The 10,849-nt window shown below is 59.6% G+C and carries 10 protein-coding genes; 1 reads left to right on the forward strand and 9 read right to left on the reverse strand.

Annotation, left to right across the window (positions count from 1 at the left end; genetic code table 11):
• Positions 1 to 402: 402 nt before the first annotated feature.
• From xerC to HMPREF2716_RS29555, 3 genes are all read right to left on the reverse strand, one after another.
• Positions 403 to 1,695: a site-specific integrase gene (gene xerC / locus HMPREF2716_RS00005; RefSeq protein ID WP_016264186.1), complete on the reverse strand. Its 1,293-nt coding sequence runs from the start codon at positions 1,693 to 1,695 to the stop codon at positions 403 to 405.
• Positions 1,692 to 3,611 (reverse strand): MobH family relaxase, encoded by a 1,920-nt coding sequence (mobH, locus tag HMPREF2716_RS00010; RefSeq protein ID WP_016264187.1) that lies wholly within the window; start codon positions 3,609 to 3,611, stop codon positions 1,692 to 1,694. The genes xerC and mobH overlap by 4 nt, the downstream gene beginning before the upstream one ends.
• A 212-nt stretch (positions 3,612 to 3,823) precedes the next feature.
• Positions 3,824 to 4,180: a hypothetical protein gene (locus tag HMPREF2716_RS29555; protein WP_071535904.1), complete on the reverse strand. Its 357-nt coding sequence runs from the start codon at positions 4,178 to 4,180 to the stop codon at positions 3,824 to 3,826.
• A gap of 384 nt (positions 4,181 to 4,564) precedes the next feature.
• Between HMPREF2716_RS29555 and HMPREF2716_RS00015 the strand changes: the two genes are divergently transcribed.
• The gene (locus HMPREF2716_RS00015) at positions 4,565 to 5,758 is read left to right on the forward strand and encodes a DesA family fatty acid desaturase (RefSeq protein ID WP_016264188.1); all 1,194 of its coding nucleotides are present in this window, start codon (positions 4,565 to 4,567) and stop codon (positions 5,756 to 5,758) included.
• 154 nt (positions 5,759 to 5,912) lie between these two features.
• Here HMPREF2716_RS00015 and HMPREF2716_RS00020 read toward each other — a convergent pair whose 3' ends face one another.
• From HMPREF2716_RS00020 to HMPREF2716_RS28265, 6 genes are all read right to left on the reverse strand, one after another.
• Complete coding sequence (locus HMPREF2716_RS00020; RefSeq protein ID WP_016264189.1) at positions 5,913 to 7,931, reverse strand: class I SAM-dependent methyltransferase; 2,019 nt, start codon at positions 7,929 to 7,931, stop codon at positions 5,913 to 5,915.
• A gap of 108 nt (positions 7,932 to 8,039) precedes the next feature.
• On the reverse strand, positions 8,040 to 8,534 hold the full coding sequence (locus tag HMPREF2716_RS00025) for a hypothetical protein (RefSeq protein ID WP_016264190.1): 495 nt from the start codon (positions 8,532 to 8,534) through the stop codon (positions 8,040 to 8,042).
• A 103-nt stretch (positions 8,535 to 8,637) separates the two neighbouring features.
• Positions 8,638 to 9,000 carry a hypothetical protein gene (locus tag HMPREF2716_RS00030; protein ID WP_016264191.1) on the reverse strand — a complete coding sequence of 121 codons (363 nt, stop codon included), beginning with the start codon at positions 8,998 to 9,000 and terminating at the stop codon, positions 8,638 to 8,640.
• A gap of 73 nt (positions 9,001 to 9,073) precedes the next feature.
• Complete coding sequence (locus tag HMPREF2716_RS00035) at positions 9,074 to 9,793, reverse strand: Crp/Fnr family transcriptional regulator (RefSeq protein WP_009875850.1); 720 nt, start codon at positions 9,791 to 9,793, stop codon at positions 9,074 to 9,076.
• Positions 9,794 to 10,007: 214 nt separating this feature from the next.
• Positions 10,008 to 10,232: a DUF1652 domain-containing protein gene (locus HMPREF2716_RS00040; RefSeq protein WP_003456722.1), complete on the reverse strand. Its 225-nt coding sequence runs from the start codon at positions 10,230 to 10,232 to the stop codon at positions 10,008 to 10,010.
• A 13-nt stretch (positions 10,233 to 10,245) separates the two neighbouring features.
• A complete protein-coding gene (locus HMPREF2716_RS28265) occupies positions 10,246 to 10,509 on the reverse strand; it encodes a hypothetical protein (protein ID WP_016264192.1) in 264 nt (87 codons plus the stop codon).
• Between the last annotated feature and the right edge of the window lie 340 nt (positions 10,510 to 10,849).

Below are 10,849 nucleotides of genomic sequence, written 5' to 3' on the forward strand. Positions count from 1 at the left end.
TGGTCGTAGGTTCGAATCCTACACGACCCACCATTTTCAGAGGGGCGAGTTGCGTAGGTCTAGGAAGGGGGTGTTGCACCGTTCTAGCCTTGCAGCCGTCTGGGCCGAACATTAGGCCCGCATTGACGTGATGTCAATATGGAATAGCCTGCCTTTCAAGGTGGGCTTTTCTGTTTCTAAGGTCCTGAAACCATTCTGCAGGCGTAGCAATGCGCCCCCGACGTAATCAGCGATTACAGAGGGTACTGCGGTGTTGGCTTTGAAATTGCGCGGCTCTGCCAGCATGCCGGCGCTGGAATCCAGGCGCTCTCGGTAATTCCAGATTATTCCTACAGGCCTAGCGATCTGCTGGGAGGCGCGGCTACCTTTCGTCCGGTAGCCGGCCCCTCAGTACCGGTATCGCTAGGCGAGACTGCTTCGGGCGGCAGATCCCCATCCACCAGATCCACCAGATCCGCTTGTTGCCGCGGGAGCCGCGGATGCCGAGGCGGCACGGTTCGATAAGTGTTGAGCCATCAGAGTGAACAGCACGCTTTGCTCGAAGGTGTCAGGTGGCTGTGGTAGCGCTTCTGCTTCCCACGCGGTTGGACCTCCCTGAATGCCTGTCCCTGGCGTGTGCTCCCTTGGTTCTGCAGGCTCTGTCCTGACCTCCGGTGGCGGCGCTTCACTCACTCGAGCGAGAGGTTGCCCGCATGGCTTCGGTTTGGCAGAGGCTTGCGGGGAGCCGCTGTAATCCACCTTCCTGACATTCTCCAGCGCGCCTTGGGCCAGGCTTCTAGCATGCAGCACGGCACGCATGTGATCGTAGTCGGCCTCGATGTAGCTCATCGTGGTCTGGATATTCGAGTGGTTGAGCAGGCACTTCGTGAGGTGGATGTTCCGCTCGGGTGCCTTCATCAAGTCGGTGGCCAGAGTGTGCCGGAAACGGTGCGGGGTCATCCGCACCCCAACCTTCTCGGTCAACTTCCGGTACATGGCTTCGACCTGGTCGGAGTTCATCACCTTGCTCTTGTAGTGCGGTGAGAACCGGTTGACGTTGAACAACTGGTCGTCATCGGCGAATCCGGCTCTATCGGCCTCTTGCAGGAGCCTCGATAGGTGAGGCACAAGCCCCTCCGTTATTGGCACTACGAACTCTTTGTGAGTCTTCTCTGTCTCGCCGCGGATGAGGATCAGTTGATTTTCCCAGTCGATGTCGCGCTTGCGGATGCACAACAGCGCATTCAACCGGATGCCGGTGAAGTAGAAGACCTCAAACGTGCAAAGCCAGAACCAGGCGGGTGTGATCCGTGCGCGTTCGCCGGTGCAGCACTCGGCGCCGACCTGCATGTTGAGCCAATTGCGGGCGCGCAGGATGGCTTCGGCGGCGACGGTTTTGCTTGCTCGCCTGGGGGGGATGACGGTGGTCTTTCTGAACGGGTTGACTTGGGAGTGCGTCACCAACTCGTGCTCGATGGCATAGCCCCAGATCGTCCGCAGATGATTCGAGTACGTGTTCCAGCTCCGCTTCGACAGGCCTTGTTCCAGTACCTTGCGCCGCCATCCCAAGACAGCCCGGTGGTCCACGTCATGTACGGTTGCCGTAGGACCGAAGTGCTTGAGCAGCGCCTTGGTCGCGGCGCGGTAGATCTTCGCGCTGGCTTCTCGGAGATCGTGCGCGAAGATGTACTCCTCGGTGAGCTGCTGCGGCGTCATTCGACACCCCCTTCGGGGTCGGTGATGACCGTGAGGCTTGGGTTGTCCAGAGGCTGCTCAGGGAACAGTAGTTTGGGATCCTGGAGCAGGTAAGCCTTGAGCTCTTTCGTCTTGCGAGGACCAGAAACCTTGATGGTCCAGATGTTCAGGTTTTTACTGGTCTTCCGGTGAAGCCCTTGTTTCTCGAACGCGCGCTGCACCAGCTTCCAGCCGGTCGTATCCTTGGCCTGGGCCAGCTTTTCGAGCTCTGGATGCTCCTGGACATAACGCTTGAAGATTCCTGGCGTGACCAGCATGGCGGTCCCGTCGACGGTATGCACCAAAGCCTTGGTGTCGTTGATGAACAGGCGACGGGCCGCGATGCCAGATTTCATCCAGCCAATGAGTCCCTGTCCCAGATCAGTGCTTCTGCTAGGCATAAATACATCTTCAATTGCTTCAGGAGCGCAATCTGTTGGCTCCTTGGTCCCTAGTGGCTGCTGTAGGTTCTCCTCCCCGCGAGTATTCGTAGGAGAAGCAGCCGATGATGCGTAGCTAGTGTCTAGCTCTTCTAGTGGCGAAGTGATATTACCAAGAAGCGCGTACAAATCGTCTGTTTCTTCCTGATCAACAATTGAGGGCTTCGCAATCGCCCGCATCTCGTTTGACGGTTTCGCAACGCTCGGCGAAGGTTGGCGGAGCGTCATCTTGGTTTCTGGTGCTTGCTGCTGTTTAGCCGGTTCGTTGGGAATTTCACAGGTCGTTTCCGGCTTTTCCGTTGAGGCGGTTCCATCTTCAACGACGAGTGATCCGCTGTAGGGCGCGGGACGCTCGGCAGGGTCTGTCCAGATCAAGGCTGGAGCAATCTTGAGCAGCGTGAACTTGTTTCTCCATCCAGCACCGTTGTCTACCGTGGCCGTCCAGATGGCCTTGTCCTCGGCGTTGGTCTGGATGACGGCCTGATCCTGGAGCATGTTGAAGAACGGCGCGTTGGAGGAGGGCACCCCCTCGATACCCTGGGCCAGCAGGTAGGCTCTCAGTTGATCGGCTGCAGGCTTGCTCACCAGCCAGAGTGCGTCCTGGGTCAGCCATCCATCGGACGGACCGCCAGGTTGATTCAGCTTGAACTTGTCCTTCACCAGGAAGCGAAGGCCGTCAGCCAACTGCCGCTGCAGCGACTGCTTCGGTGCAGCCAGAGCTCGATCCGGATTGCCTCCCAGCTCCTGTGCGACTGAGGCCTGGTCTGCCTTCACGATGATCTCGCCGAGGATCCCGGCGTGCTCGTACTGCCCAGCGAACAGGTAGATCAATTGAGCCCACAGCTCTGGAAAGCGACTGAGCCAATCGAGTGCAGTGCGCGGTAGCAGTTGGTGGATGAGGAGTGCTGAGGCTGCTCCGTGGAGCTGGTATTCGCGGGACTTCACGTACTTGAAGCGGTAAGGCTGGTTGATCGGTCCGTTCCAGGGGTGCCAGGTGCTGCCGTCCTGCAGCTCCACCTGCAGGTCGACGACGATCTTGCCTATGTCGTGAGCCAGGGCACCATACGCGGCGGCGGCCGACCAGGCTTCAGCCTGGGCTGACTGTGACTCCGGCGCCGCGCCGATCGGGAGCAGGTAGGTCTGCCGAACCTTCAGTGCGTAGGCCACGATTTCCAGGCCGTGATCGATCATCCCGCCTGGATGGGCATGGTGATGGTTTTCCGAAGCTGGGAGCTGCTGGACCAGCTCGGCATAGTTGGCCAGTGGCCGCCGGTAGATCTCCTCGAATTGCGGTTTGGATAGCGAGGCGCGCTGCCAGATGTTCTCCAGTAGCTGCCGGCGGCGAGGCGTGCCGAGCAGTTCCATACTGCTCAGAGGAGGGAGGAATCCCCCTGGGGCAGTTTTGGTTGGTGGGGTGCGGGATGGCTTCCTGGATATCCAGGAAAGGAGTTGAAACATGGGAAGCTCCATGACGATTCATGGAGCGGGCTTTTCCCTTATTCCAGGGAAGAGGAACAACAGAAAATCCTCACCTCAAGTAGCTGGTATTTTCTATGGCAAAGTGCCACTTCTGGTGCTTGTTTTTTCGGTTTTTTATTCATTGTCTTTAGTTTAAAGCATCTGAATGCTGCTTAAGCTTAGTAAGTCAATTTTGATAATTTTCCAACGCCTCAACGCGGATGAATTGGATACACTTTTTCAATAGTTACCGCGCTGGTGTAGATCAGGCTACCGTCGCTTATTCGATACCCAGTCAAGTTGAAGCGACCCCGTTTAGTATTTGAGTCGAGATAAACTCGTAGTCGACAGTCACGTATAGGCCCGCATTCGTGTGGTAACACGAGCTTAAGTCTGGCTTGGTCAATAGGGATATGAACCTCTTTTTCACCAGTGTTTTGCAGATGCACTTCCGCTTGGGCAAGGAGCTTTTCATCGCCATCGTTGAGGTGAAATCGAATGTTCTTTAGTGAAATAGCTTGGGCTTCATCCGAAAGCTTGCACCAGCCGTCAAGATTGAAAATGCTCATGATGATATCTTCCGCTGCCTTGAGACGGTGATCTTAACCCTTGGGCGTGCAGAGCGTTCTCTCTGCCTTCCGCTCTTCTTGGATAAGTTAGAGCGTTGATCGGGCATGTGTCGAGGGCTAGTGCTAAATTGACGGGTTTCCGTTAGATTACTATTCATGATTGCTTCTCTTATTGTTCCTGTTCACATTATATTGGTCGTTTCTTAATGCGTGCTCTGTGCGTTGTCGAACTCTTCTGGTCGTTTTGTCTCGTGGATTTTTGCGAGGTGAGTATGTACGCTGGTGCACCGACATCGTATTCTAAGTTCACCAGTATGGAGGGAGGTCTATTGATCCGTCGGTGCCCAGAAGAGACCGGCATATGGCTATAGAGAGGTGTTCAACATGTGGCATCACGGCATCTTACAGCCAACGCTGTGGCAACTGATTGTCGCGACTTTGGCGCTGACCCATGTCAGTATCATCAGTGTGACGCTATATCTGCATCGCCATTCAGCTCATCGCTCGGTACAATTGCATCCTGCGCTAAAGCACTTCTTCCGTTTCTGGCTGTGGCTGACGACGGGAATGAACACCCGTGCGTGGACGGCCGTTCATCGCCGGCATCATGCCTGCTGCGAAACGCCCGACGATCCGCACAGCCCGAGGTTCAAGGGACTGCTCACGGTGTTGCTGCGAGGTGCCGAGCTGTATAGAGCCGAGGCTCGCAATCCGGAAACCTTGCAGACCTATGGCCGAGGCTGCCCGGACGACTGGCTGGAGCGTCGCCTCTACAGTAGGTTTCCGAACGCCGGGCTAGGCCTCATGCTCGGTGTGGACTTGGTTTTATTCGGCGTCGCGGGGCTGACAGTCTGGGCGCTGCAGATGGTCTGGATCGCCTTCTGGGCTGCCGGTGTGATCAACGGTCTGGGCCATGCTTTCGGCTATCGTACCTTCGAATGCCCGGACGATTCGAGCAATCTGCTGCCGTGGGGAGTCCTCGTCGGCGGCGAGGAGTTGCATAACAACCATCATGCTTACCCGGGCTCGGCCAAGCTTTCCGTGCAGGCCTGGGAGTTTGATCTGGGCTGGGCGTGGATATGTCTGCTGAGAGCACTCGGACTGGCTCAGGTCAACCGTGGGCTGCCCACCATCCAGTGGGACTGTGACAAGCGAGCGCTGGATCTGGAAGCCAGCGAAGTCATCCTGCGCAATCGCCTGCTGGTCATGGCCCAATACGGGAAACGGGTAATGCGGCCGCTGGCACGCGAAGAAAGCGTTCGCTGTGATGCGGCGACCCGGCATTTGCTGCGGCGCGCCGGCCGTTTGCTGGTGCGGGACCCAGACAGGCTGAGCGATCTGCAGCAGAGCCTGTTCCATTCAGCTGTCGGCAGGAGCCAGGTGATGCAGCTAGCCTGCGCGCATCGCCTGGCGTTGCAGCGCACATGGAGCGATGCGGGGGCTGACCTGGGCGAAGTACATGCGGCGTTGAAACGCTGGGTAACCGAGGCGGAAGCCAGCGGGATACGCCCGTTGAGGGAGTTTGCCGGGCTACTGTGCAGCTACAGCCTGTACGCTCCGCAGCAGATCGTGCCGTAGATTCGCCGTTGAAGCGGGCACGAGAAGTCGTGGAGGAGGGGCGTACCGGTCTGGGGATCGACTTCAAGAGGAGATCCATGTTTCATGATCGCCTGCTAGATTTGCAACGTTGCGTACGCCACTTACCGTGAACGCCAGCCTGTGGATACCGAGACTATTTTCGTGGTACCGAGCAGGGTCGACTGCGACCGGGCCTTTCGGCGTTTGCGCGAGGCGGGTGAGCGGATGGCGTTGCGTCCACTGCCTCGCTGAGCTTCTGAATGGAGCAGTCGTCGCGATACAAGGGGCGGGGGGGCAGGGGCAGAGAGCTGGGGGCTCCGTTGTGTCGGCTCGTTACGATTTGGAAGACGCCCAGTTCCCCGGCCTCGAACGCCAGCGCGCTGGCGGCCATTAACAGGCGCCAGGCCCGGTAGGTGGGTTCGCCGACATATTCGACGGCAAGCCCCTGCCGCTGCTCTAGGCGAGAGACCCAAAGGCGCAGGGTCAGGCCGTAGTGACGGCGCAGTGATTCGACATCGGTGACTTCCAACTGCGCCTGTTCCATCCTGCGGACAAGGCTGCCCAGAGTGTCCGGCTGGCCGTCGGTGAAGAGATAGCGATTGATCAGGCGGGCCGACGCGGTCCGTTGCCACCCGTCCGGGCACTGAGTGATGCCCTGGTTGAGAAACAGCCCAGAATCCTTGAGAAGGCGGTGTACCGTGTCGAAGTATAGCGACAGGTTGTCCGGGCCAAGGTGCTCGGACAGTCCGACACTGGCGATCTTGTCGTATACCTGCTGACCTTTTAGGTCGCGGTAGTCGCAGCATTCCACCGTCACTAGCGCCTGGAGCCCTGCCGCGTCTATTCGTTCGCGTGCCAGGGCCAACTGTTCCCGGCTTAGGGTGATGCCATGGGCGTGTACCCTGTGGTATTTCGCTGCATGGAGGATCAACGCGCCCCAGCCACAACCGATATCGAGCAGGTGCTCGCCGGGATGCAGCTGGAGTTTCCGGCAGATCAACTCAAGCTTGGCCCGTTGAGCCTGTTCGAGGCTATCGTCGATTTGCTCGAAGTAGCCACAGGAGTAGACCATCGCCGGATCCAGCCAGAGTCCGTAGAACGCATTGGACAGGTCGTAGCGGAAGGTGGTGGCGTCGGGGTTTTCTGCGTGCGAGTGCATCCCCGTCGTACTCTGTTGGCGCAAGAGTCCTTTCTGCCTGCCGGACTCCGTAGTGACCGAGCTCGGCAGCATGATGGCGCCGAACAACAGGCGTGCGCGTCGGTGCCAGACCTTGCGCTGGGTTTGCATGTGCTCCCTGAGCGCCAGGGCTGCGAAGAGGTCGCCCTCGATGTCGAAGTCGTCGCGGAAATAGGCTTTGGCCAGGCGCTGTGGGTCGCTATTGCTTAGGATCATCTTCTGTACGCCGTCCGCATGCCTATAGACCAGGGTGAATGGGGACTGAGTACCGGCAGTGGGCCCCAGTTGCAGGAGTGTGCCGTCCCACAGCCGAGCGTTCATACGGCTACTCGTGCCACGGAACAACTGGCCGAGCAATTTTGACGACTTGCGCGCGCTGAGGCTGCGGTTGTGGCGGGTGGTGATCTCGGCGACGTTGCGCCACTTGCCGGAGGCTGTTCGGGGGAGCAGGTGATCGCTGGCGAATAGGCGATCCCAGAACGCCGAGGTAACCCCGAAGTGCCCGGCTTGCCAGGGTGCGCTGTGATGCAGATGGTGGCATAGCTGGCGGCGAGCCAGCCAGGCGTTGTCAGAGTGATCGAAGTGATGCACGGCGTGATGGATCAGGATGTACGCTAGGTAGCCTGACATGATGCCCAAAGCCAGCGAGGAGCCTCTCCAGGGGCCGAGTGTGAGCAGCGCTGGTAGGTAGACCAGGCCGATGAACAGGGCCGCGCTGGACAGGGTGGATAGCCCTATCAGCGCGCCGGGCCGTTGGTGATGGGACTGGTGCCATTGGCGAAAGGGTGATAGTCCGTGGAGGACAAAGCGATGCAGGAGGTATTCCAGCAGCGACCACGCCACCAGACCGAACGCGGCCAGCAGCAGGCATTCCAGACGCAGTTCTGCGGGGCAGAAAAGGCCGAGCCAAACGGCCAGCACCAGTACCCCGACAACGTAGAAGGCGATATCGGTCCGGTGTACGAGCTTACTGTGTTCGAGCTTGAAGAGAGGCATGTCGACCTCGGTTCATCCGGAGCGGAGTGTCCTGTATGGTCCTGGCCCGGGTTTGTCTGATATCGAACTTACATCGCGAGTAACCGAGTCGAGGTGCCCGGAGCGAGGTCAGACCAGACTGATGTCCATGTGCACGCCGACCCCCACGGAACTCTCGATGACATCGCGCACGAGCAGGGACTCGATTTCCGAACGGGTATTCGCCAGCAGAACGACATGGCCCTGGGCGATAGCCTGTCTGAAGGGACCGCTGACCTGGCTGACATCCACCGATGCGCCGACCGCTCCTCCGAACAGCGCTCCCAGGGCGCTGCTCCAACCCAGCAAGGCCAACGGTGCATCACCGAACAGGCTGGCCTCGGTTCGTGTCAGAGCGAATGTGACCAGCGTGCTGACGAGGAGCCCTGCTAGCGCGCCGGCTGCGCCACTTGACAGCACCTGGATGAACGAACGCCGGCGCGTTGTTGGAAGTGGAACGTCTTCAGCGCCGAGGATGCTCAACTGTTCGAGGCCGAGGCCTCGGTCGACCAGACGTTTGCGAGCGCTTTCGGCCTGCGCTCGGAGGTTGAAAACGGCCGATACCTGATGGCTGTAGCCAGCCATGGCAGATCTCCCGGAAGATATGGATTCCCAGTCTACGGGCGGGGGCCGGCGACGTCTGTGCGCAAGCGAACCCAGGGCGGCCGACCTGCGCATCGCTGCCAGGTCAGGTCGGAGTCTTTTTACCCGCAGTGGTGGCGCGCCGCGCTTCGAGAATGGCGTCGGCCCAGGCCAATGGCCACTGGACATAGCGCTGTTTGTCGAACTCCCTTTTCCAGTTTTCGGTTTCCTCCACGTTCAGTTGCGTGAAACTGTTTGAGCCTGCCTCCTTGGCCTCCCGGAACGTGGAGTACTCGACGCCGTTGTCGCCGCCGAACTTCTTCAGCGGTTCTTCCGGCATCCGCGGCTGGAACCACTCCTGGGGTTCCTCCGGTGCGTGGGCGATGAAGTAGTCGCGCAGGGTCCGTCCTTCGGGTAGATGACCTTCGGCAAGTAGCCGGGGTACGTAGATATCGTCGTCGATGTTCATGGTGTCGCATCCGGAAGATGAAGAGGGTGAGCGGCGGGCTGGCGCGCCGTCTCGTTGCCGTGCGACGAAATCCTCATCGGGCGGGCAGATAGGGAAGCAGGCGATCGGTCTCGCGCTTGACCACCGCGTAGCATTCGCAACAGAGCGCTTCCAATTGCGGACGGTCGAGAACCGTGATGTGCCCTCGGCTGTACTTGATCACGCCGAGTTTCTGCAGCTTGCCGGCCGCTTCGGTGACGCCTTCGCGGCGGACCCCCAGCATGTTGGCGATGAGTTCCTGGGTCATGCTCAACTGGTTGCTGGGTAGCCGGTCGAGCGACAGCAGCAACCAGCGGCAGAGTTGTTGGTCGATCGAGTGATGGCGGTTGCACACCGCGGTCTGAGCCATCTGGGTGATCAGCGCCTGGGTGTAGCGGAGCATCAACTGGAGCATCTCGCCATGCCGATTGAACTCGTCCTTCAGCTTCTGTCCGGGCAATCGATAGGCATGCCCCGCGCTTTGCACAATGGCGCGGCTCGGAGTGCTTTCCCCACCCATGAACACCGCCACGCCGATGAGTCCTTCGTTGCCGACGACGGATATCTCCGCGGAGGCGCCGTCCTCCATGACATACAGCAGAGAAACGATGGCGTCGGTGGGGAAGTAGACATGTCGGAGGGCATCGCCCGATTCATAGAGGACCTTGCCGAGCGGCAGTGTAACTCGCTCCAGGTGCGGGATCAGACGCTCTTGTATCTCCTGGGTAAGCGCGGCGAGCAGATGGTTCTGCAGGGGAGAAACGTCATTGGTCATGTCGGCCACCAGTGGGTTCCCTGTGGTGGTTAGGCGTGATTGCGCTTGACATTGCCAGTGGAGTGGGCGCAAGGGAAACGCAGGGCGCTGAGATATTTTCGAGGATCAGCTCTGGCAGTGTAGCCGCAATGGCCAGGAAAAGCGTGGCTAGCGATGAGAGGCGGAACGGAAGGGCGAATCCCCCTTGGGAGGGATTCGCTTAGAAGTGATGTGGCTAGGGGGCGATGTCCAGGCGCAGATCACGGATGAGTTGGGTCACCGCTTCGGGTGTACGCCACTGTTCGGTGCCTATGCCGGTGCTGAATGCCTCGATGGTGCCCGTCAAGGCATTACCCAGCAGGATGCTCATCGCTCCGTCCCGGTCTCGTGTGCAACTGCACGTGAACGGTGAGAAGGAGGGTTCGATGAGCTGCCGGGCCTGCTCAAAGGTCAGTCTCATGTGCCAGGCTCGCTCATTTCTGTTGTGAAGACGGCCCCTGGCGCCCGGCTTCCTGGCTCATCAGGTCGTCGTCACCGCGGGCGGCCTGCGGTTGTTGCCCATTCTTCACGGGATCGCGAGTTGCCGTGGCGTCTGATTCCGGCTTCTGTTCAGAGGGCTTGCGCTCGGAGTAGCGTTCCGCCTTGCTGGGGCTGGCAGGGGGCTGGCCGGACTGGTGCTCGGGGGTTCTGTTGGCGCCATTACCATTGCGCGGCGCTTGCTTGATGTGCTTTTCCATGATGTTGCCTCGGATCGTGTCCCGTGCTCGGCGAAAGTGTCGAACGCTGGGACAGGCATTGTGGTGAGCCGCGGTCTTGCTGTCGGTGCGTTGCCGTACCCAGGCGCAACCCGGCGCTTCGACTCAGTAGGGGAGCCGCGCTAAGTGTGGCAGCGCACCGACCCGGCCACCTGAGACGGTGCAGGCTGGAAAAGCCAGGGGTCGGCAATCGTGCCGGTGCCGGTTTGCAGTGGAGTTCATCATGAATACCCCCACGGAGCCCTCGTCAGCCACGTCCGGACCCATTTTGGACGCACATCGTGCCGAAGGATCGACGGAGCCTGGCACCGACGATGCCCAT

The organism is Pseudomonas sp. HMSC076A11 (genome assembly GCF_001810205.1).
GTDB classification, from domain to species: Bacteria; Pseudomonadota; Gammaproteobacteria; order Pseudomonadales; family Pseudomonadaceae; genus Pseudomonas; species Pseudomonas aeruginosa.

Coding starts and splice junctions, on each gene's coding strand:
- HMPREF2716_RS00035 (WP_009875850.1), bottom strand. CDS start 9,793: ATGACCAATGACGTTTCTCCCCTGCAGAACCATCTGCTCGCCGCGCTT.
- HMPREF2716_RS00015 (WP_016264188.1), top strand. CDS start 4,565: ATGTGGCATCACGGCATCTTACAGCCAACGCTGTGGCAACTGATTGTC.
- HMPREF2716_RS00040 (WP_003456722.1), bottom strand. CDS start 10,232: ATGAGACTGACCTTTGAGCAGGCCCGGCAGCTCATCGAACCCTCCTTC.
- HMPREF2716_RS29555 (WP_071535904.1), bottom strand. CDS start 4,180: ATGAGCATTTTCAATCTTGACGGCTGGTGCAAGCTTTCGGATGAAGCC.
- HMPREF2716_RS28265 (WP_016264192.1), bottom strand. CDS start 10,509: ATGGAAAAGCACATCAAGCAAGCGCCGCGCAATGGTAATGGCGCCAAC.
- xerC (WP_016264186.1), bottom strand. CDS start 1,695: ATGACGCCGCAGCAGCTCACCGAGGAGTACATCTTCGCGCACGATCTC.
- mobH (WP_016264187.1), bottom strand. CDS start 3,611: ATGTTTCAACTCCTTTCCTGGATATCCAGGAAGCCATCCCGCACCCCA.
- HMPREF2716_RS00030 (WP_016264191.1), bottom strand. CDS start 9,000: ATGAACATCGACGACGATATCTACGTACCCCGGCTACTTGCCGAAGGT.
- HMPREF2716_RS00020 (WP_016264189.1), bottom strand. CDS start 7,931: ATGCCTCTCTTCAAGCTCGAACACAGTAAGCTCGTACACCGGACCGAT.
- HMPREF2716_RS00025 (WP_016264190.1), bottom strand. CDS start 8,534: ATGGCTGGCTACAGCCATCAGGTATCGGCCGTTTTCAACCTCCGAGCG.